This is a genomic window from Streptomyces sp. NPDC058240, from assembly GCF_042882135.1.
In the GTDB taxonomy this organism is placed as follows: domain Bacteria; phylum Actinomycetota; class Actinomycetes; order Streptomycetales; family Streptomycetaceae; genus Streptomyces.
In genome coordinates this window covers 178,334-199,539 of sequence record NZ_JBHVWT010000001.1, presented here as the reverse complement: position 1 = coordinate 199,539, position 21,206 = coordinate 178,334, and the positions used below count along the sequence as shown (strand labels likewise).

The following is a 21,206-nucleotide window of genomic DNA, read 5'->3' as shown; positions in this document are numbered from 1 at the left end:
CCCGTAGGACATCGTGTAACTGGGCAGGGTCTGTCCCCGAGTGACCCGCCCACCTGCCGCGTAAGCCACAGAAGAGAGACCCACCCATGTCCTGGCTGTCCAGATTCAGCCTCGCGCAACGGGCCCTGATCGGACTGATCTCGATCGTCGCGCTCGTATTCGGAGCGATCGCGATCCCGCAGCTCAAGCAGCAGCTGCTGCCCACCATCGAACTCCCGATGGTGTCGGTAATCGCCCCCTACCAGGGTGCGTCCCCCGATGTGGTCGAGAAGCAGGTCGTCGAGCCGCTCGAGAGTTCCATCAAGGCCGTCGACGGCGTCACCGGCGTCACCTCGACCGCCAGCGAGGGCAGCGCCGTCATCATGGCGTCCTTCGACTTCGGCAGCGAGGGCACCAAGCAGCTCGTCGCCGACATCCAGCAGGCGGTGAACCGCGCCCGCGCCCAGCTGCCCGACGACGTCGACCCGCAGGTCATCGCCGGCTCGACCGACGACATCCCGGCCGTCGTCCTCGCCGTCACCTCCGACAAGGACCAGCAGGCGCTCGCCGACCAGCTGGACCGCACGGTCGTCCCCGCCCTGGAAGACATCAGCGGCGTCGGCCAGGTCTCCGTCGACGGTGTGCAGGACCTCCAGGTCTCCATCACCCCCGACGACAGGAAGCTCGCCGACGCCGGTCTGAACGCCACGACGCTCTCCCAGGCGCTCCAGGCGGGCGGGGCGACCGTCCCCGCCGGATCCTTCTCCGAGTCGGGCAAGAGCCGCACCGTCCAGGTCGGCGGCGCCTTCACCTCCCTGAAGCAGATCAAGGACCTGCGGGTCACCGGTCAGGACCCGGCAACGGGCAAGCCCGGTACGCCGGTCCGCGTCGGTGACGTCGCCACGGTGAAGCAGGAGCCGTCCACCGCGGTCTCCATCACCCGTACGAACGGCAAGCCGAGCCTCGCCGTGATGGCCACGATGGACAAGGACGGCAGCGCCGTCGCCATCTCGGACGCGGTCAAGGACAAGCTCCCCGACCTCCGCAAGGACCTCGGCGCCGGCGCCGAACTGACCGTCGTCTCGGACCAGGGCCCCGCCGTCTCCAAGGCGATCTCCGGTCTGACCACCGAGGGCGCGCTCGGTCTGCTCTTCGCCGTCATCGTGATCCTGGTCTTCCTCGCGTCGCTGCGCTCGACCCTGGTCACCGCGGTCTCCATCCCGCTCTCCGTGGTCCTCGCGCTGATCGTGCTCTGGACCCGTGACCTCTCGCTCAACATGCTCACGCTGGGCGCGCTGACCATCGCGATCGGCCGCGTCGTCGACGACTCGATCGTGGTCCTGGAGAACATCAAGCGTCACCTCGGCTACGGCGAGGAGCGCCAGTCGGCGATCATCACCGCGGTGAAGGAAGTGGCCGGCGCGGTCACCTCCTCGACCCTCACCACGGTCGCCGTCTTCCTGCCGATCGGTCTCGTCGGCGGCATGGTCGGCGAGCTCTTCGGCTCCTTCTCGCTGACCGTCACCGCGGCCCTGCTGGCGTCCCTGCTGGTCTCGCTGACCGTCGTCCCCGTCCTGTCGTACTGGTTCCTGCGCGCCCCGAAGGGCGCCGCGGAGAACCCGGACGAGGCCCGTCGCAAGGCGGAGGAGAAGGAAGCCCGCAGCCGGCTCCAGCTGCTCTACGGCCGGGTGCTGCGCTTCGCGACCCGGCGCCGTATCACCAGCATCGTCATCGCCGTCGCCGTGCTCTTCGGCACCTTCGGCATGGCCCCGCTGCTGAAGACCAACTTCTTCGACCAGGGCGAGCAGGAAGTCCTCTCCATCAAGCAGGAGCTGGCCCCCGGCACCAGCCTGGCGGCCGCCGACGCGGCGTCCAAGAAGGTCGAGAAGGTCCTCGCCGACGACAAGGGCGTCAAGGACTACCAGGTCACCGTCGGCTCGTCCGGCTTCATGGCGGCCTTCGGCGGCGGCACCGGCTCCAACCAGGCCTCGTACCAGGTCACCCTGAAGGACTCGGGCGACTTCGACGCCACGCAGAAGCGCATCGACGCGGCGCTCGGCAAGCTCGACGGCATCGGTGACACCACCATCTCCGCGGGCGACGGCTTCGGCAGCCAGGACCTCAGCGTCGTGGTCAAGGCCGCCGACGCGGACGTGCTGAAGAAGGCGTCCGAAGAGGTACGGGCCGAGGTCGCCGGACTCAAGGACGTCACCGACGTCCAGAGCGACCTCGCGCAGAGCATCCCGCGGATCTCGGTCACGGCCAACGCCAAGGCGGCGGAGGCCGGCTACAACCAGACCACGCTCGGCGCGGCCGTCGCCGGAGCGGTGCGCGGCACCCCGTCCGGCAAGGCGATCATGGACGACACCGAGCGGGACGTCGTCATCAGGTCCGCCCACCCGGCCACCACGATGGCCGAGCTGAAGAACCTCCCCCTCGGCCCGGTGAAGCTCGGACAGATCGCCGACGTCGAACTGGTCCCCGGGCCGGTCTCGATGACCCGGATCGACGGCCAGCGCGCCGCGACCATCACCGCCAAGCCCACCGGTGACAACACCGGTGCGGTCAGCACCGCGCTTCAGACGAAGATCAACGCACTGAAGCTCCCGGACGGCGCCACCGCCACCATCGGCGGTGTCTCCCAGGACCAGGACGACGCGTTCGTGAAGCTGGGCCTGGCCATGCTCGCGGCCATCGCGATCGTCTTCATGCTGCTGGTCGCGACCTTCCGGTCGCTCATCCAGCCGCTGATCCTGCTGGTCTCCATCCCGTTCGCGGCAACCGGCGCGATCGGCCTGCTCGTCATCACCGGCACCCCGATGGGTGTCCCGGCGATGATCGGCATGCTGATGCTGATCGGCATCGTGGTCACCAACGCGATCGTGCTGATCGACCTGATCAACCAGTACCGGACCCAGGGCATGGGCGTCGTCGAAGCGGTCATCGAGGGCGGCCGCCACCGGCTCCGCCCGATCCTGATGACCGCACTCGCGACGATCTTCGCCCTGCTCCCGATGGCACTCGGCGTCACCGGCGAGGGCGGCTTCATCTCGCAGCCGCTCGCGGTGGTCGTGATCGGCGGCCTGGTCACCTCGACGCTGCTGACGCTGCTCCTGGTGCCGACGCTGTACACGATGGTGGAGCTCTTCAAGGAGCGCCGCGCGAAGAAGAAGGCACTCAAGCGCGCCAAGAAGGCCGGCGTGCCGGCCTCGGCCGAGCCGGAGGTGACCTCCTCCGAGGAGCCGGAGCCCGCGAAGGCCTGACCCGCCCGGCATGACGAGGGGCCTGTCCCACACGAGCGTGTGGGACAGGCCCCTTCGGGTTTCCGCTTGCTGCTTGAGCGATGCTGCTGCTTGAGCGCTGCTACTTGAGGGAGGAGACGAACGCGCCCCAGGCCGCGGCCCGGACGACGAGCGCCGGACCGGCGGGGTTCTTGCTGTCGCGTACGGGGACGACGCCGGGGAAGTCGTCGCTGATCTCGACGCATTCGCCCCCATTGGAATTGCTGTAACTGCTGCTGCGCCAGTGGGCGGTGCTCAGCTCGGGGGAGTGGGTCATGGTCGGTAGCCCTCCATCGCGGTCCGGATCAGTTCCGCCGACTCGGCCAGGGGGAGGGAGTTGGCGCGCAGTACCTCGTACTGCCGCCGCCACTTCTTCACCGCGGCCGGATCCTCGTAGAGATGACCGGCCTGAATGCCCTCCTCGTACGCCACCGAAGTGCCGTCGGGCAGGGTCAGCAGAGTCAGCGCGCCACCCAGGAGCGAGTGGAGTCCCGCACCGAACGGCATCACCTGAACTTTACTGTTCGGAGTATCCACCTGCTCCAGCAGCGAAGCCAGTTGCTCACGCATGCAGGCCGGACTGCCCATCTGCCGTCGCAGCACGGCCTCGTCGACGATCGCCCACCGGAACGGCGGATTCTCCGAACGCTGCCGCTCCTGCCGCGACATGCGCGCGGTGACGCGTTCCTCGACCTGTTCGGCGCTCAGGTCCTCCTGGCAACGGAGAAACGTGCGCGCGTACTCCTCGGTCTGCAACAGGCCCGGCAGTGCCTGCGCGCCGTACTGCTCTATCACCTCGGACCGGAACTCGAAGTCCATGTACCGCTGGTACTGGTCGGGGTGGATCTCGCGTCGGGCGAGCTCGTACAGCCCGTGGAAGTGATCATCCGTCCCGAAGGCCATGTCCAGTCGGCTGGGGATGTCCGGCGGCGGCATCAGATCGGCCGTCTCGATCCGGGCCAGCGTGCTCTTGCTGGAGTTCACGATGCCCGCGAGCTGCACGAGCGACAGGCCCGCCCGCTCGCGGTGGCGGCGCTGCTCGGAGCCGAAGTAGTGGCGGGCGGACAGATAAGGGGTGAGCGGCTGGGGCTTGAACGTCACGATGCGTGCCTTTCGTGTGTCCCGTTCCCAAGGCCGGGACAGTGGCGCCCTGTTGGGGCGACGTTCCCCAGGGCGACGATTGCGGCACACACCGTAACCATCCTCTCGTGCGGCGCACCAGAGGGCCTGCACCGGAGGTAGCGACCGACATGATGTTCGACGGACAGGGCCGGGCCCTGCGACTGCTCCCATGGACCAACGAGCGCGGCGGCCCGTGCTGGCTGAGCACGGCGAACCCGGACAGCCGCCTCTCCCGGATGGCCGACGAACTGGAGACCGACATGATCGCCTCGGCCGAGTACGTACTGGAGCAGGCCCGGGAGCTGTTGGCGGAGACCGTGGTGGGGGAGCAGGAGCTACGGTTCGCGGGCACCCGGCTCGCCGAGTCGCTGGGGGACACCCTGCGGATCGCGGAGAGCCGGGGCGGGCGGCTGGAGAGCGGCGGGAACGCCGGCTGACGGCGGGGCGGTGAGCGTCAGGCGGCCCCGCTGAGAGCCTGGACGATCCGGAGCCACGTCCCGCCGTGCGGCTGGGCGTGCCGGACGCTGAGGGCGAGGATCTCCCTCAGCAGCCGGGCACGGGTCTCCTCGGGTGCGTGGGGGAGGAGCGTGGCCAGCTCGTCCGGTTCGACGCCCTCGACGGCTCCGGCGAGCACCATGCCCGCCTGGGCGTGGGTGAGGGAGGACAGCCTGTCGTCGAAGACCTGCCCCTCGATGGCCGCCGCGTGCAGCAGCGCGTTGCCGTCCCCGGCCGCCAACGCCCGTTCCACGTACGCCTGGAGGGCGTCGCGGTCCTCGACGAGGCGGTACGCGGCGTCCAGTCCTTCGGTGCGGGTGACATCGAGGAGGGCGACGCGAGCGAGCGGAGTGGCCTCGGACGGCTGGGCCTGGAGGATGCGGGGGTGGTCCTGGAGGAAGGCCCGTGACTCCGCCCAGGTGGCGCAGTCCACCCACTCCGCCACCTGCTCCGCGAGGATCAGCGGATCGTAGGCGGCGGTCACGCCGTGGGCGAGGACGGCCCCGCGGAGCGCGGCGTGCTGTTGTGCGGTGCGGGCGTCCAGGAGCGCCAGCTCTTCGAGGGCTGTCGTTGTCTCCTCGCTGCTGAGCACTTCCGCGTTCCGGGACCAGACATCGCGTGACTGGGGCCAGTTGGCCGCGAACATCCAGGAACTGACGAGGTCCAGCGTCTCCGGCGACAGGGCGAGCCAGGCCGGTGCGGGGGCGAAGGTCTCTTCTTCCCACGCGGTGCGTACGGCGTCGGTGTCGCTGAAGGCGCGAAGCGCCCGCCGAGCCCGTACGGTCACGGGGTCCGCGCCGCCGCCGTCCGACGCGGCGTCCCCATCGAGAAAGGACACGAGCCCGCGTACGCCGATCAAGGCCTGGGGATCGGGACAGTCCAGCAGGAAGATGCTCCGCTCGACATCGAGACGCCGGGCGGTTGCGGGGTGGGCGGAAGCGAACTCCGCCACGGCCTCGTCGAATTCCCGGATCGCCGACGCGCGGTCGTCGGTGCGGACGAGAGCCTGGGCCAGGTTGGCGAGAGCGGCGACCAGGGCGTTTTCGAAGGCCCCGGGGTCCTCCAGCGCCAGAGTCCGGTAGGCGGCGACCGCTTCCTCTGCCGCGCTCACGGCTCCTTCGGAGTCCTGGTTCCGTCCCAGGTGCTTGCTGAGATTCTGCAGGGCAAGAGCCAGATGAGGGAGGAAGACGCTGCTCGGTTCGTCGACGAGTCCGCGCAGGAGACGGACGCCCTCCCGGGCCGGCACCAGGGCTTCCTTCCGGCTGCCGGTGTCGGCGAGGTTCTGTGCCAGAGTGCCGAGTGAGCCCGCGAGAGCGACGCGGAAGGCGGGCTGACGTTCGGCGGTTTCACGATGGAGAACGACAGCTTCCTCCGCTGCTCGCAGTCCCGCCGTCGGATCTCCCGCCTTGTTCAGGTGAGCGGCCAGGTTGGTGAGTGCCGTGGCCAGCTCCTGCCGGAAGACGGCGGGCTGCTGGGCGGCGAGTACGCGGCGGATGGAGACGGCCTCCCGACCCGCTGAGAGCGCCCCCGAAACATCGCCCAGGGCCGCGCGATGGTTGCCGAGGTTGCTGAGGGCTGTCGCGAACCCGGGGAGAAAGGCGTTCGGATCCTCGGCGGCCAGGTGCCGGTAGACATCGGTCGCTTCCTCGGAGTGGAGCAGGGCTGTCGCAGGCTCACCTGCGGAGACGTGGTGCGTGGCAAGGTCGTTGAGCATCGAGGCCAGGCCAGGGAGGGACGCTGTCGGCCGGTCCGCGGCCAGTTCGCGCTGGATGCGAACAGCCTCCCGCGCGAACAGCACCGCTGCCGCAGGATCTCCCGCGGCGGCCGTCTTGTTGGCCAAGGAGGTCAGGGACCGGGCGAGATCCGGCTGGAAGGCGTCCGGGTGCTGCGAAGCGAGCCCGGCGTGCATGCGCGCCGCCTCCCGCGCCGGAGCGAGCGCGCCCTCGCGGTCCCCGGCGTCGGAGATCCTGTCCGCCAGGTTGTGCAGGGTGCCCGCCAACTGCGCCTGGAAGGCGGCCGGATGGAGCGCAACGAGTTCCCGGCAGATCTCCACGGCCTCCCGCGCGGGCGCGAGGCACCCTGCGAGGTCACCGACGTCCTCGCGGTGCACGGACAGATTGGTCAGGGAGCCGGCCAGGGCGGACCGGAGGACGGTGGGGTGACGTTCGGCCACCCTCCGGTTGACCCGGACCGCTCGCTCCGCGTGAGGAAGGGCTTCCACGTGGCTTCCGATGGACCTGAGGTTGCCGGCCAGAATGGTCAGGGCGGCGGCGAGGCCGACCAGGAACTCGTCGGGGTGTGACGCGGCCAGCTCGGTGTGGATCTCCACGGCCTCCTGCGCGGGTGGCACGGCGGCCCGGCGTTCCCCGACGGCTGCGAGGCTCACCGCCAGGTCGGTCAACGCGGAGGCGAGGCCGGGGCGGAACGCCGCCGGCGTTCGTGCGGCGAGCTGCCGGTAGATGCCGACGGCGTCCCGCGTGAGTGCGAGCGCTCCTTCGTAGTCGCCGATGGCGTGGAGGCGCGGGCCGAGAGTGCCGAGGGCGAGAGCCAGGCCGGGGAGGGACGCGCTTCCTTCCGCGTCGGCAAGGCTCCGTTGGAGCGTGACCGCTTCGCGCGCCGGCGTCAGCGCCCCTTCATGGTCGCCGACGGCGGCGTACCGGTTGGCGACGTTGACGAGCGTGCGTACCACCGCCGTCGTGCAGGACCCGGGAGCGACGTGCTCCAGCGCCTTGTACAGGGTGACGGCCTCCCGCGCGTGGGCCAGCGCACCGTCCAGATCCCCCTCCGCCCCGAGCCGCTCGGAGAAGTACCGCAACGCCTGGGCCAGAAACGGCGCCGCGCTCACCCCGACCCGCTCCACCAGCCCCCGCAGCATCCCGATCCCCGGTGCACCCGTCCGCGCCGCGTGCAGCGCCAGCCCCCGCACCACGTACGGATCGACCGAATCCCAGCCGCCGCCCACCGCTCGCCGCTCGACGTGCGCGATGAGCGCGGCCAACGCCACCTCTCCGGCCTCGGCACCCCCAGGCCCCTCCCGGTCCGCGAGATGGGACACGAACTCGCGGTGGTACAGGCGGTACACCGCCTGCCCGTCCGCGCAGTCCTCGACGATGTAGCGGCCGTAGGCGGACAGCACCCAGTCCACGTCGCTCTCGTCGTACGACACGTCACCGCCGCCCAGCGCTCCGGCGACCTCCTCCCACACGCCCCCGGCGGGCATCCCGCGCCCGACCGTCCACGCCAGCGCGGTCAGCAGATCCCGCGCGGCGGACGGCCGTTCGGTGCCGTCCGCCAGGACCCGTACCGGCCCGGCCCGCAAGTCCTCCTCGAACGCGGCCTCGATGGAGCCCGGCAGACCGGCCGGCCACTGGTCCTCCTCGGCGACACGACCCCCTGCCAGCAGCGAGCCCGTCACCAGCCGCGCGAAGAGGAACCCGCCGCCCACTGTCGTGGCGCGGGCGGCGACCGAGTCGCCCGCCTCCCGCGCCCGGTCCTCCGGGACACCGGCCGCCGCGCACCGGCGGAACACGTACTCACCGATGTCCTCCTGCGTGTGCGGCTCCCGCTCCAGGTCCGTGGTGGTGACGCCCGCGCCGATCAGCCGGGCCAGGGCGTCCGGCAGCGTCTCGTCCTCGCGCCCTTCCTCCGCCAGGCGGCTGCGGAACGCACGGTCGCGGGAGCCGAGCAGGACCGGGGTCGTCCGGCTGAGCGGGAAGACCAGCTCCTCGGCCATGGCGCGGAGGTGCTCGGCGGGTACTTCGTCCAGGCCGTCGAGCACCAGCACCGGCCGCGGGGACAACTCACGGAGCTCGCCCCGGAAGTCGTCCGCGTTGCGGGGTTCCGGCAGTCCGAGTTGCCGGGCCAGCTCCGAGGCCGCCCGGAGAGGGCTCAGGCCTCGCAGATGCACGGAGGCGAGGGAGCGGTCGGGGCGCAGGCCCGGGTCCGGGTCGTCCTCGCGCAGGCCCCCGTGCGCCTCGGTCTCCTTCCGCTGCACGGGATCGGTGAGCGTCGCGATCCGGCCCAGCACGGCCGACTTGCCGCAGCCCGCCGGGCCGGTCACCAGGAAGAGCCCGGCCTCGGCCGCCTCCAGCCATGCGGCGATCCGGCCCAGCACCTCCTTCCGGCCCGTGAAGAACCAGCCCTCCTCGCGGTACCCGACCCCGCGCGCCGCGAGCACCAGGTGCTCCACCAGCCGGGCGGGGGCCCCGGGCACATGGCGTGGGTTCGGGAAGACCGGCCGCCCGGTGCCGAGGGTGGCGGGCACCGGTGTCTGGCCCTCGCCGCGCCATCGCTCACCCAGCGCGGCCAGCAGGTCCGGGCCGCTGACCAACGCGTTGTGGGCGCTCCACGCCGAGCGGTACTCGGGGGTGGCGGGGCCGGCCTTCAGCACCTCCGCCAGCGCGGTGAGCAGAGGGCCGCTGCCGTCCGACGTCTCGTTGCGCCGACAACTCGCCATGATCCCGAACCACTTGACCTGGCCGGGCGGCGTGGATGTGGCCTCCCAACGCCGCAGAGCCTTCTCCAGGCCCCGGCCCACCGCGTCTCCCGCGTGGCAGGTGTCGATGATCACCAGGATCTGGTCCGCTCCCGAGGCCACCGCATGGTTGACCAGCCTCTCGGCCGAGACGCCACGGTCTTCTGCGCATGCCGAGAACGTGGCGTCGTCGTCGAGGTGGAGGTCCGACAGTGCGAGGCGCAGTTCGCCGTCGATCAGCACCCCGTGTCCCGACCAGACGATGATCGCGGGCTTCGCCGCCCCCGTCTCCCGCCAGTTCTTGCTCCACGCGGGCAGGGCCTCGTCGAAGGTCGCCCAGGACGGGTTCCCGCCGCCCACCACCTGCGCCGCGATCCCCAGGCCTTCCAGCAGTCCGGCGATCTCCTCCATCCGGGCCACCGCCCCGGTCAGCCGGGGAAAGCTCCGCTGGTCGGCGTACTCCTCGCACACCACGCACAGCGCCGTCCCCACCGGCTCGCGTCCGTCGTCGCCCGCCACGCCCGTCTCACGCACCATCGCCCGCCCCGCCCTCCAGTACCAGCACCAGCGCGGTCATCACGACATGGCCCGCGCTCCCCGTACTCACCCGCACCCGGTGCGGCCCGGCCGGCAGCCCGGCCAGGCGTGCCGCGTAACGGCCCCCGCCCAGGTTGTTCAGCGTCCGCGCCGGTCCGCCCTCGGCCGCCGCGAAGACGGCCACCCGGTCGTGGCCCCGTATGTCCGGCGGGACCGTGGCCCGCAGCTCGTACACCTCGCCCTCGACGATCGCGTCCGGGGCGTCCACCACCAGCGGGATGTCCGCGGCCCCCGGGCCGCGGTGGACCGGCGGGTCCGGGGTGAGCCAGTTGTAGAGGGCCTGGCGCAGCGCCGTGTTGTTCTGGAGCGAGCCGTGCTTCTCCCAGGGCGTGTACGCGGGCCGCCCCGCCACCCCCACGTGGGCGCTGGAGAGCCTGGGCACGCGGCCGTCGCCGCCCTCGTCGGTCCCGTCGATCGTGAGCAGTCCGGTCAGCTTCTCGCCCTGGACCTCGGCGGTGGTCGGGGTCGGCTGGAGCACCCCGCTGATCGGTACGTACTCCACTCCGTACGCCGCCCCCGTCCCGGACTCCCGCAGCGCCTCGTGGAAGAAGGCGGCGTCCTTGAGCAGGGCCGCGTCGGTCCCGGGCAGGCCGGTCACCTCACGGGCGTATCGCAGCGGCTCGCCCGGCGCGGTGATCAGCGCGGCGTAGTCGGGGACGAGCTGGTGGAGGGACGGAAGGCTGCGGGCGAACGCGGTGAGGCCGACACCGGCCGGGCCCACCCCGTTGACCAGAGAGAGCATGGCGTCCAGGGAGCCCCGGTACGGGGTTCCGAGCGTGATCACGCGGCGCGTCACCTCCGCGCCGCCGCACCGCTCCACGTACTGGCGGGTGACCAGGCCGCCCATCGAGTGGCAGACGAAGACGACCCGGGCCTCCGTCCGCTCCGGCGCCGAGGCTCGCCAGCGGCCGAGCTCCTCGTCCACCCGCCCGGCCAGCCGGTCCGCGTTGTAGCGGCAGGACAGCCGCCAGTCGTAGGCGAAGCCGATCAGGTTGGCGGGGGCGTCCGCCTCGTCGTTCCCGCCCCGGCGGCGGAGCGTGAAGTTGTTCTCCAGCCACTCCAGGAAGCCGTCGTAGCCGTCCACGAGCGTCCCGATGCCCAGCAGCCCGTGCAGGTCGCGCATCGGACCGAGCGGGCGCACACCGTCGCCCGGGTGCTCGTCGCCCAGGTCCGGGGGCAGCGCCAGGCCCGTGACGGACCGGCCGAAGGTACGGATCCCGCGGAGGAGGGCCGGGCCCGAGAGGCCCCAGACCTCGTGCCCGTCCGCGTCCGCCAGCCGACTGCCGAGAATGCCCGGGACGACGACCACCATGTCGTCGACCCGGCTGCGAGACGTCATGTGGCGCCGTACCCCCGTGAATGTGCGCTGCTGCCGTGGATAAAGCAGCGTAATTACGGAGAGGGCTGTTCGAGTGCCATATGGAGGAAAGCGGCCCACTCGGGACGTTCCGTGCCCGTACGCGAGCGGAAGGCCCCGGCACCGAGGTGCCGGGGCCTTCCGGTATGCCGGGGTCCCTACGGCAGCGCCAGCATGCGCTCCAGCGCGAGCTTGGCGTACTTCTCCGTCTCCGGGGCGACCTCGATCCGGTTGACCAGGTTGCCCTCGGCCAGCGACTCCAGCGCCCACACCAGGTGCGGCAGGTCGATGCGGTTCATCGTCGAGCAGAAGCAGACCGTCTTGTCGAGGAAGACGATCTCCTTGTCCTCGGCCGCGAACCGGTTCGCCAGGCGGCGCACCAGGTTCAGCTCGGTGCCGATCGCCCACTTCGAGCCGGCCGGGGCCGCCTCCAGGGCCTTGATGATGTACTCCGTCGAGCCGACGTAGTCCGCCGCCGCCACGACCTCGTGCTTGCACTCGGGGTGCACCAGGACGTTGACGCCCGGTATCCGCTCGCGGACGTCATTGACGGACTCGACCGAGAAGCGGCCGTGCACCGAGCAGTGCCCGCGCCACAGGATCATCTTCGCGTCGCGCAGCTCCTCGGCGGTCAGGCCGCCGTTGGGCTTGTGCGGGTTGTAGAGGACGCAGTCCTCCAGCGACATCCCCATGTCCCGGACCGCGGTGTTCCGGCCCAGGTGCTGGTCGGGCAGGAAGAGGACCTTCTCGCCCTGCTCGAAGGCCCACTCCAGCGCCCGCTTCGCATTGGAAGAGGTGCAGATCGTGCCGCCGTGCCGCCCGGTGAAGGCCTTGATGTCGGCGGAGGAGTTCATGTACGAGACGGGTACGACCTGCTCGGCGACCCCGGCCTCGGTCAGCACGTCCCAGCACTCGGCGACCTGCTCGGCGGTGGCCATGTCGGCCATGGAGCAGCCCGCGGCCAGGTCCGGCAGCACGACCTTCTGGTCGTCGGTGGTCAGGATGTCCGCGGACTCGGCCATGAAGTGCACGCCGCAGAAGACGATGTACTCGGCCTCCGGCCGCGCGGCCGCGTCCCGGGCGAGCTTGAACGAGTCGCCGGTGACATCGGCGAACTGGATGACCTCGTCGCGCTGGTAGTGGTGGCCGAGGACGAACACCTTGTCCCCGAGCTTTGCCTTGGCCGCACGGGCACGCTCCACCAGGTCCGGGTCGGACGGGGATGGCAGGTCGCCGGGGCACTCGACGCCGCGCTCGCTCCTCGGGTCGGCCTCACGGCCGAGCAGGAGCAGGGCGAGGGGCGTCGGCTGGACATCGAGATCCTGGACGGGGTGGGCCGTGGTCACGTCACGCACCCTTTCTTCTCTGCTGAAAGCTTCTGCGAAAGCCTTTTCGTCTAATTGACGCTATCTATCATATCCGGTTCACGTCACTTTGACGATGGCCATAGTGTCGATGTGACGCATCCCCCCGGCCGACCGGTGTGCGAGCATGATTGGAACAGGCAAGCGCTCGGCCCGGAATGAATCCGCGGTCCCGACGGTTGCAACGTCGGCAAGCAGTCTCCGTACAACCCGGGAGAGAAGCAGATGTCCGTATCGGACGAGACCACCACCGTGAGCGACGGCATCCTCCTGTCCGACGCCGCCGCAGCCAAGGTCAAGGGCCTGCTGGAGCAGGAAGGCCGTGACGACCTGGCGCTGCGCGTCGCGGTCCAGCCCGGCGGCTGCTCGGGCCTGCGCTACCAGCTCTTCTTCGACGAGCGTTCGCTCGACGGTGACGTCGTGAAGGACTTCGACGGCGTCAAGGTCGTCACCGACCGGATGAGCGCTCCGTACCTGGGCGGCGCCTCCATCGACTTCGTCGACACCATCGAGAAGCAGGGCTTCACGATCGACAATCCCAACGCCACGGGCTCCTGCGCCTGCGGCGACTCCTTCAACTGAGTCATGAAGGCGGCGCGCACGCCCGAGGGCGTCGCGCGGAACGGCACAACGGCGGCGGCCCCGGAATCCGGGACCGCCGCCGTCGTCGTACCCGAGGGTCCGGCGCTCAGCCGCGGGGCACGTCGGCCCCCGACACCGCGTCGACCACCCTCCGGTCGCCGAGCGGCGCGTCGAGCGTCACCTTCCGGGTCAGCTCCTTGGCGATCATGATGCAGACCTTCTTCCCGGGCTGCTTCGACTCCGCCACCCGCACGGTCACCCGGTCCGGGCCCTCGGTCGCGCTCGCGGTGTACGTACTGCACACCCCGCCCCAGAACGTCACCGACAGGGTCCGCCCGTCGGCGCTGTACGACAGCGACTGCCGGGACTTCTCCGCGTTCCCCGGGGAAGGCGTCGGGGCCGGTACGGGGGCGGTCGTCGAGGGTGCGTTCTTCACCAGGTACGACGGGGCCACGGCGACCTGCGACACCGTGGTGCCCAGGCCGCCGGCGGCCGGCCGCACCGAGAACAGCCAGGACGGTACAAGCGTCTGCTTGCCCGCCACGTACTGCGTCACCAGGCCGAACACCGCCTTCTCGACCGTCACGGTCGTCGTCGGCCGCTCCGCCCCGGTCCGCGCCCCGCAGTGGGCCTTCGGCGTCTTTCGGCCTTCGCCCAGTGGTACGGGGGTGGCGCATCCGCCGATGTCCGCGCGCGCACCCGTGCCGGGCGCCGAACCGTTCAGCTGCTCCAGTGCCTCGGCCGCGCCGATCACCGGATAGCTGTCGCCCTTCTCCAGGCCCTTCAACTGCCCGCTGCCGCCGACCACTTCACCGTCGGGACCCACCTGGATCCCGGTCGACCAGCCGTACGTGGGAAGGCCGTCCACCTTCGGGTCGGCGTTCACCACCCGTACCGAACCCATGAGTTGGCGGGTGTCCAGCGCGGCGTCGTCCTGGCCCGCCGCCTTCAGTACCGGTGTCGCGGCAGCCCTGGCGGCGCTCTCGCTCACCGGGGAGCCGCCGCCGCCCGGAGCCGGCACCTTGCCCGAACAGGTCGCCTTGCCCTGGCAGTTGTCCGTACCGCCGGAGCCGTACCGGGCGAAGCTCCAGGTGCCCGGAGCCTGCTTCTCCACCCGCAGGACCGGGCCCGAACCGTCGCCGTCGGACCCCACCTTCCAGTACGTGTCCGCCGCCTGCGGCGTGCCCGCCAGCCCCAGCGCCTTCGCCAGCCGGGCCACCTCGGCCGCGGAGACGGTCCCCTCCGCGCGCTGCACGGCGGCCGTGCGCGGCCCCTCGGGCAGCTTGCCGGACGCGCGGTAGACCACCCGGCCGCCGTTCGGATCGGGCTCGCCCGGCGCGATGCCCCGCGGGGGGCCTCCGGGACTCTCGGGCGCCGTCGGGGTGCCCGCGTGCCCGCCCAGGGCCAGCGGGGGCGGGGTGCGCCGCCCGTCGCCGTCCGCGCTGCCGCCGGACCTGCCGTCGCCGTCGGCCGCGGTCGCCGCCCAGTACGCGCCACCGCCACCGGCCAGCAGTACGGCTGCCGCCACCGAGGCCACGGCGAGCGGCGAACGCCGCCGGGGGCCGGTCACGTCGTTGTCGGGTCGCTCGGTGCTCACCGGATCGCTCCTTCGCCTGCATTGCCGTCACATGCCGTCGCCCGGCCTGTCGTCCGCCCCCGGATCGGGGACAACGATGGGACGGGGCAGCGGCGCGCACGGTTCCCGCAGGTTTCCCGCGCGGGGCGTCAGGCGCGATCGGTACCGGTCTTCGGCGCCTCTCAGTCGCCGTAGTCGGACATGGCGTCGATCAGCCGGGCGGAGGCGGCGGGCACGGTGACCCCGTGAATCCGGGACGGCGCGACCGGAACGGGGGCAGACTTCGGGTGGGCCACCCAGTGCGGAGCCATCCGCGCGCAGTCACCGCGCAGCTCGGCCAGGCTGATCTCGGACTCGCGCGTGGCGAAGTGGTTCGACATAACCGCACCGTAGGCACCGCAGGCCACAGGAAGAAAGCCCTACTATCGGGTAGTTTTTCCCCCTTCAGGGCGGGTCCGGGGAACCGGTAGCGTGAACTGTCACGCCGCCCCGGGAACACAGTCACCCGTTCCCCCCGATCTCCGCAGGAGCAGTCTCCCCGTGCGAATCGCAGTCACCGGCTCCATCGCCACCGATCACCTCATGACCTTCCCCGGCCGTTTCGCCGACCAGCTGGTCGCGGATCAGCTGCACACGGTCTCGCTCTCCTTCCTGGTCGACAACCTCGACGTGCGCCGGGGCGGTGTCGCCGCCAACATCTGCTTCGGCATGGGCCTGCTGGGCACGGAGCCGATCCTGGTCGGTGCCGCCGGCTCCGACTTCGACGAGTACCGCGCCTGGCTCGACCGCCACGGCGTCGACACCGGGTCGGTCCGGATCTCCGAGGTCCTGCACACCGCCCGCTTCGTCTGCACGACGGATGCCGACCACAACCAGATCGGTTCCTTCTACACCGGTGCGATGAGCGAGGCCCGGCTCATCGAGCTGAAGGCCGTCGCCGACCGGGTCGGCGGCCTCGACCTGGTCTCGATCGGCGCCGACGACCCCGAGGGGATGCTCCGCCACACCGAGGAGTGCCGCTCCCGCGGCATCCCGTTCGCCGCGGACTTCTCGCAGCAGATCGCGCGGATGGACGGCGACGAGATCCGGATCCTCCTGGACGGCGCCACGTACCTCTTCTCCAACGAGTACGAGAAGGGGCTCATCGAGTCCAAGACCGGCTGGACCGACGAGGAGATCCTGGCCAAGGTCGGCCACCGGGTCACCACCCTCGGCGCCCGCGGCGTGCGCATCGAGCGCGCCGGCCAGGAGCCGATCGAGGTCGGCTGCCCGGAGGAGGAGATCAAGGCCGACCCGACCGGCGTCGGCGACGCCTTCCGGGCCGGTTTCCTCTCCGGTCTCGCCTGGGGCGTCGGCCTGGAGCGCGCCGCCCAGGTCGGCTGCATGCTGGCCACCCTGGTCATCGAGACGGTCGGCACCCAGGAGTACACCCTGCGCCGCACCCACTTCATGGACCGCTTCACCAAGGCGTACGGCGACGAGGCCGCCGCCGAGGTCCGCACGCACCTGGGCTGATCCGGCGGACGGGCTCAGACGAGCCGGCGGACCACATACGCCGAGCCGCGGTCCGCCGGCTCCTCGCCCACGTACTCCTGCTCGCGCATGGCACACCAGGCCGGGATGTCCAGGCGTGCCGCCTCGTCGTCGGAGAGCACGGTCACCGTCCCGCCCGGCGGTACCTCCCCGATCACCTTTGCGAGCTCGATCACCGGGATCGGGCACCGCTTCCCGAGCGCGTCGACCACCAGGGACGCGGCCGGGGCGGGGGAGGGGGGCACCGCAGCGGGCGCGCCCAGCCTCTGCCGTACCTCCGCCACCACCCGGGGCAGCACGTCCAGGAAGCGGTCGACGTCCTCCTCGGCGGTGCCGTTCGGCAGCGACACCCGTACGTTCCCCTCCGACAGCACTCCCATGGCCCTGAGCACATGGCTCGGCGTCAGCGTGCTGCTGGTGCAGGACGAGCCGGACGACACGGAGAACCCCGCCCGGTCCAGCTCGTGCAGCAGTGTCTCCCCGTCGACATAGAGACAGGAGAAGGTCACCAGATGCGGCAGCCGCCGCACCGGGTCGCCGACCACCTCCACATCGGGCACCACCTCCGCCACCGTGGCCCTGATGCGGTCCACCAGGGCCCGCAGCCGTACGGACTCGGCCGCGGCCTCGGCCCGCACGGCGCGCAGCGACGCCGCCGCGGCGACGATCGCCGGAATGTTCTCGAAGCCCGCCGCCCGTCCCGACTCCCGCTCGTCGGCCGGTCCTTGAGCGGCGAACCGAACCCCCTTGCGCACCGCCAGCAGCCCGACGCCGGAGGGCCCGCCCCACTTGTGGGCGCTGCCCACCAGCAGCGACCAGCCGTCCGGCACCGGCTCCCGGCCCAGCGACTGCGCGGCGTCCACCAGCAGCGGCACCCCCGCCGCCCGGCAGACCTCCGCGACCCCGGCCACCGGCTGCTCGGTGCCGACCTCGTGATTGGCGGACTGCAGACAGGCCAGCGCGGTGTCCTCGCGCAGCGCGTCCGCGAACGCCGCCGTGCTCACCGCCCCCGACCGGTCCACCGGGACCTCGGAGACCGATCCGCCCTGCGCCTCATGGGCGGCCGCCGAATGGAGCACGGACGAGTGTTCGACCGAGGAGACGACCAGATGGCGGCCGACACGCCGACGTCCCGCGAGGGCCCCGGACATCCCCGAGTGCACCGCCCGGGTCCCCGAAGGGGTGAATGTGAGCTCGTCCGGACGGCATCCGACGGCCTCGGCGGCGGCCTCCCGGGCGGCGTCCAGCAGCAGCCGGGCGCGCCGTCCCTCGCGGTAGAGCCTGGCCGGGTCGGCCCAGCCCTCGTCCAGCGCGGCAAGCAGCGCCTGACGTGCGACGGGGTGCAGGGGAGCGGAGGATGCGGTGTCGAAGTAGGGCACGCGGCCACGCTAGCCCGAGCCGGGCCCGGACCCGGGGACGGGCCGCCCGCGAGAGGTCGGGAGAGGGGGCGTCAGATGGCGCTCGGAGGCCCGTATTCCACCCCTTCGGGGAGTCGGACGGCGCGTTGGGCACCCTCCCCGCGCGACCCCAAATAGCGTCCAGTAGGGTTTGGTCCGCATAAACATCCAAACCCCTGCCCGCGTCAGGGCGGCGACCGACCAGAAAGACGGCCGCGCCGACCGCGCGGGCGAGACTCTCGGGAAGGCGCTACGTGAGTCCCAACGGCTCCGACCGCTCGTCGCGGCGCCCGATGCGGCGGAAGCTGCCGCAGGTGCTGACTGCGGGCCTGATCCTGGCGACCGCCACCGGTTGCACATACAAGGACTTCCCCCGCCTTGGTATGCCTACGCCGGTAACAGAAGAGGCACCACGGATCCTTTCCCTCTGGCAGGGCTCGTGGGCGGCAGCGCTCGCCACGGGCGTGCTGGTCTGGGGCCTGATCCTGTGGAGCGTCATCTTCCACCGGCGCAGCCGCACCAAGGTCGAGGTTCCTCCGCAGACCAGGTACAACATGCCCATCGAGGCGCTGTACACCGTGGTCCCTCTGATCATCGTCTCGGTGTTGTTCTACTTCACCGCGCGCGATGAAACGAAGATCCTTTCGCTCTCCCCGAAGCCCGCCCACACCATCAACGTGGTCGGCTATCAGTGGAGCTGGGGCTTCAACTACATCGAGAACGTGGACGGCTCGACCGCCACGGGCAACGAGATCCCCAAGGAGCTCGACGCCATCCCCAACCGGTTCCAGAAGGACTTCCCCAAGGGTGCGGAAGGCGTCTACGACTTCGGCGTCCCGGGAACGCGGAACCCGCAGAACGGCAACCCGGGTCCGACCCTGTGGCTGCCGAAGGGCGAGAAGGTCCGCTTCGTTCTGACTTCGCGTGACGTCATCCACTCCTTCTGGGTGGTGCCGTTCCTCATGAAGCAGGACGTCTTTCCGGGCCACACCAACGCCTTCGAGGTGACTCCCAACCAGGAGGGCACCTTCATGGGCAAGTGCGCCGAGCTCTGCGGCGCCGACCACTCCCGGATGCTCTTCAACGTCAAGGTCGTCTCCCCGGAGCGCTACCAGGCGCACCTCGAGGAGCTGGCGAAGAAGGGCCAGACGGGCTACGTGCCGGCCGGCATCGAGCAGACTGACCCGGCCAGGAATGCGGAGACGAACAAACTGTGAGCATCCTCAACGAACCTCAGGGTGCCGCGGCAGCAGACGACTCGTACGAGGACGAGCTGCCGGTCCGGCGGAAGCAGCCGGGAAACGTCGTCATCAAGTGGTTGACCACCACTGACCACAAGACGATCGGCACGATGTACCTGGTCACATCGTTCGCGTTCTTCTGCATCGGCGGTCTGATGGCGCTCTTCATGCGCGCCGAACTGGCCCGTCCCGGCACGCAGATCATGTCGAACGAGCAGTTCAACCAGGCGTTCACGATGCACGGCACGATCATGCTGCTGATGTTCGCGACGCCGCTGTTCGCCGGATTCGCGAACTGGATCATGCCGCTGCAGATCGGCGCGCCCGACGTGGCGTTCCCGCGGCTGAACATGTTCGCGTACTGGCTGTACCTCTTCGGTTCGATCATCGCGGTGGCCGGCTTCCTCACCCCGCAGGGTGCGGCGGACTTCGGTTGGTTCGCCTACTCCCCGCTCTCGGACGCGGTCCGGTCGCCGGGTGTCGGCGCCGACATGTGGATCATGGGTCTGGCCTTCTCGGGCTTCGGCACGATCCTCGGTTCGGTCAACTTCATCACCACGATCATCTGCATGCGCGCTCCCGGCATGACGATGTTCCGCATGCCGATCTTCGTCTGGAACGTCCTGCTGACCGGTGTGCTGGTCCTGCTGGCCTTCCCGGTCCTCGCCGCCGCGCTCTTCGCGCTGGAGGCGGACCGTAAATTCGGGGCGCATGTCTTCGACGCGGCCAATGGCGGCGCATTGCTCTGGCAACACCTCTTCTGGTTCTTCGGCCATCCAGAGGTGTACATCATCGCCCTGCCATTCTTCGGAATCATTTCCGAAGTGATTCCGGTGTTCAGCCGGAAGCCGATGTTCGGCTACATCGGCCTGATCAGCGCGACGATCGCCATCGCGGGCCTCTCCGTGACCGTGTGGGCGCACCACATGTACGTCACGGGCGGTGTGCTGCTGCCGTTCTTCTCGTTCATGACCTTCCTCATCGCGGTACCGACCGGTGTGAAGTTCTTCAACTGGATCGGCACGATGTGGAAGGGGTCGTTGTCCTTCGAGACACCGATGCTCTGGGCCGTCGGCTTCCTGATCACCTTCACCTTCGGTGGTCTGACCGGCGTGATCCTGGCATCGCCCCCGATGGACTTCCACGTCTCGGACTCGTACTTCGTCGTCGCGCACTTCCACTACGTCATCTTCGGCACCGTGGTCTTCGCGATGTTCTCCGGATTCCACTTCTGGTGGCCGAAGTTCACCGGCAAGATGCTGGACGAGCGGCTCGGCAAGATCACGTTCTGGACGCTGTTCGTGGGCTTCCACGGCACGTTCCTGGTGCAGCACTGGCTCGGTGCCGAGGGAATGCCGCGTCGTTACGCGGACTACCTCGCCGCGGACGGTTTCACCGCGCTGAACACGATCTCGACGATCTCCTCGTTCCTGCTCGGCCTGTCGATGCTGCCGTTCTTCTACAACGTGTGGAAGACCGCCAAGTACGGCAAGAAGGTCGAGGTCGACGACCCGTGGGGCTACGGCCGTTCGCTGGAGTGGGCGACCTCCTGCCCGCCGCCGCGGCACAACTTCCTCACCCTGCCGCGGATCCGTTCCGAATCCCCGGCGTTCGACCTGCATCACCCGGAGATCTCGGCGCTCGAGCAGCTGGAGCACCACTTCGAGGATGACAAGGCCCTCGCTGGTGGCAAGGAGGCCGGCAAGTGAAGATCCAGGGCAAGATGTTCATCTGGCTGAGCGTCTTCATCCTCGCCATGGCCGTCACGTACGGCGTGTGGTCGAAGGAGCCGGCCGGTACCACCGCACTCGTCCTGGCCTTCGGGCTGAGCGTCATGATCGGCTTCTACCTGGCCTTCACGGCCCGGCGGGTCGACGCCCTGGCGCAGGACAACAAGGAAGCCGACGTCGCGGACGAGGCCGGCGAGGTGGGGTTCTTCTCCCCGCACAGCTGGCAGCCGCTCTCGCTGGCGGTCGGCGGTGCCCTCGCCTTCATGGGAGTCATCTTCGGCTGGTGGCTGCTCTACTTCTCGGCCCCGGTCATCCTGATCGGTCTTTTCGGCTGGGTCTTCGAGTACTACCGCGGTGAGAACCGCACCCAGTGACATCGCGTCACCGCTCCACCTGACGGGGGGCCCGCACTTCTCCACCGAGAGGAGTGCGGGTCCCCCGTTCGCAGTCACACCGCGCGCTGATACGGATGAACCTC

The 21,206-nt window shown here is 70.4% G+C and carries 15 protein-coding genes; 7 read left to right on the top strand and 8 right to left on the bottom strand.

Going from position 1 to position 21,206, the window contains the following annotated elements:
- Positions 1 to 86 precede the first annotated feature (86 nt).
- Positions 87 to 3,242: an efflux RND transporter permease subunit gene (locus ACFVX4_RS00890; RefSeq protein ID WP_389970468.1), complete on the top strand. Its 3,156-nt coding sequence runs from the start codon at positions 87 to 89 to the stop codon at positions 3,240 to 3,242.
- Positions 3,243 to 3,342: 100 nt separating this feature from the next.
- Here ACFVX4_RS00890 and ACFVX4_RS00885 read toward each other — a convergent pair whose 3' ends face one another.
- Positions 3,343 to 3,537, bottom strand: a complete 195-nt coding sequence (locus ACFVX4_RS00885; protein WP_385327097.1) for a DUF397 domain-containing protein — start codon at positions 3,535 to 3,537, stop codon at positions 3,343 to 3,345.
- Positions 3,534 to 4,361: a Scr1 family TA system antitoxin-like transcriptional regulator gene (locus tag ACFVX4_RS00880; protein ID WP_389970464.1), complete on the bottom strand. Its 828-nt coding sequence runs from the start codon at positions 4,359 to 4,361 to the stop codon at positions 3,534 to 3,536. Before ACFVX4_RS00880 ends, ACFVX4_RS00885 begins: the two co-directional genes overlap by 4 nt.
- A 149-nt stretch (positions 4,362 to 4,510) precedes the next feature.
- On the opposite strand from ACFVX4_RS00880, the gene ACFVX4_RS00875 reads away from it, so the two are divergent.
- Positions 4,511 to 4,819 carry a hypothetical protein gene (locus ACFVX4_RS00875; protein ID WP_389970461.1) on the top strand — a complete coding sequence of 103 codons (309 nt, stop codon included), beginning with the start codon at positions 4,511 to 4,513 and terminating at the stop codon, positions 4,817 to 4,819.
- 17 nt (positions 4,820 to 4,836) lie between these two features.
- On the opposite strand, the gene ACFVX4_RS00870 is transcribed toward ACFVX4_RS00875, so the two are convergent.
- The 3 genes from ACFVX4_RS00870 to nadA form a co-directional block, all read right to left on the bottom strand.
- Positions 4,837 to 9,888, bottom strand: a complete 5,052-nt coding sequence (locus tag ACFVX4_RS00870; RefSeq protein WP_389970458.1) for a tetratricopeptide repeat protein — start codon at positions 9,886 to 9,888, stop codon at positions 4,837 to 4,839.
- Positions 9,878 to 11,287, bottom strand: a complete 1,410-nt coding sequence (locus ACFVX4_RS00865) for a hypothetical protein (RefSeq protein WP_389970455.1) — start codon at positions 11,285 to 11,287, stop codon at positions 9,878 to 9,880. The genes ACFVX4_RS00870 and ACFVX4_RS00865 overlap by 11 nt, the downstream gene beginning before the upstream one ends.
- Before the next feature lie 176 nt (positions 11,288 to 11,463).
- Complete coding sequence (gene nadA, locus ACFVX4_RS00860) at positions 11,464 to 12,660, bottom strand: quinolinate synthase NadA (protein ID WP_389970452.1); 1,197 nt, start codon at positions 12,658 to 12,660, stop codon at positions 11,464 to 11,466.
- A 234-nt stretch (positions 12,661 to 12,894) separates the two neighbouring features.
- On the opposite strand from nadA, the gene ACFVX4_RS00855 reads away from it, so the two are divergent.
- Positions 12,895 to 13,251 carry an iron-sulfur cluster assembly accessory protein gene (locus ACFVX4_RS00855; protein WP_072483280.1) on the top strand — a complete coding sequence of 119 codons (357 nt, stop codon included), beginning with the start codon at positions 12,895 to 12,897 and terminating at the stop codon, positions 13,249 to 13,251.
- Between the two features lie 106 nt (positions 13,252 to 13,357).
- On the opposite strand, the gene ACFVX4_RS00850 is transcribed toward ACFVX4_RS00855, so the two are convergent.
- Both ACFVX4_RS00850 and ACFVX4_RS00845 read right to left on the bottom strand, forming a co-directional pair.
- Positions 13,358 to 14,848, bottom strand: a complete 1,491-nt coding sequence (locus ACFVX4_RS00850; protein WP_389970449.1) for a hypothetical protein — start codon at positions 14,846 to 14,848, stop codon at positions 13,358 to 13,360.
- 161 nt (positions 14,849 to 15,009) lie between these two features.
- The gene (locus ACFVX4_RS00845; RefSeq protein ID WP_389970446.1) at positions 15,010 to 15,207 is read right to left on the bottom strand and encodes a hypothetical protein; all 198 of its coding nucleotides are present in this window, start codon (positions 15,205 to 15,207) and stop codon (positions 15,010 to 15,012) included.
- A gap of 160 nt (positions 15,208 to 15,367) precedes the next feature.
- Here ACFVX4_RS00845 and ACFVX4_RS00840 point away from each other — a divergent pair, with 160 nt between their 5' ends.
- Positions 15,368 to 16,342: a carbohydrate kinase family protein gene (locus tag ACFVX4_RS00840; protein WP_266420288.1), complete on the top strand. Its 975-nt coding sequence runs from the start codon at positions 15,368 to 15,370 to the stop codon at positions 16,340 to 16,342.
- Positions 16,343 to 16,356: 14 nt separating this feature from the next.
- Here the strand turns inward: ACFVX4_RS00840 and ACFVX4_RS00835 are convergent, their stop codons facing one another.
- Positions 16,357 to 17,739: a cysteine desulfurase/sulfurtransferase TusA family protein gene (locus tag ACFVX4_RS00835; RefSeq protein ID WP_389970443.1), complete on the bottom strand. Its 1,383-nt coding sequence runs from the start codon at positions 17,737 to 17,739 to the stop codon at positions 16,357 to 16,359.
- 272 nt (positions 17,740 to 18,011) lie between these two features.
- Here ACFVX4_RS00835 and coxB point away from each other — a divergent pair, with 272 nt between their 5' ends.
- The 3 genes from coxB to ACFVX4_RS00820 are packed head-to-tail and all read left to right on the top strand — an operon-like array spanning position 18,012 to position 21,102.
- Positions 18,012 to 18,974 (top strand): cytochrome c oxidase subunit II, encoded by a 963-nt coding sequence (gene coxB / locus ACFVX4_RS00830; protein WP_389970440.1) that lies wholly within the window; start codon positions 18,012 to 18,014, stop codon positions 18,972 to 18,974.
- Entirely contained in the window at positions 18,971 to 20,707 is a 1,737-nt protein-coding gene (gene ctaD, locus ACFVX4_RS00825; protein WP_389970437.1) for a cytochrome c oxidase subunit I, read from the top strand. The genes coxB and ctaD overlap by 4 nt, the downstream gene beginning before the upstream one ends.
- On the top strand, positions 20,704 to 21,102 hold the full coding sequence (locus ACFVX4_RS00820) for a cytochrome c oxidase subunit 4 (RefSeq protein ID WP_266420299.1): 399 nt from the start codon (positions 20,704 to 20,706) through the stop codon (positions 21,100 to 21,102). Before ctaD ends, ACFVX4_RS00820 begins: the two co-directional genes overlap by 4 nt.
- Positions 21,103 to 21,206: the final 104 nt, after the last annotated feature.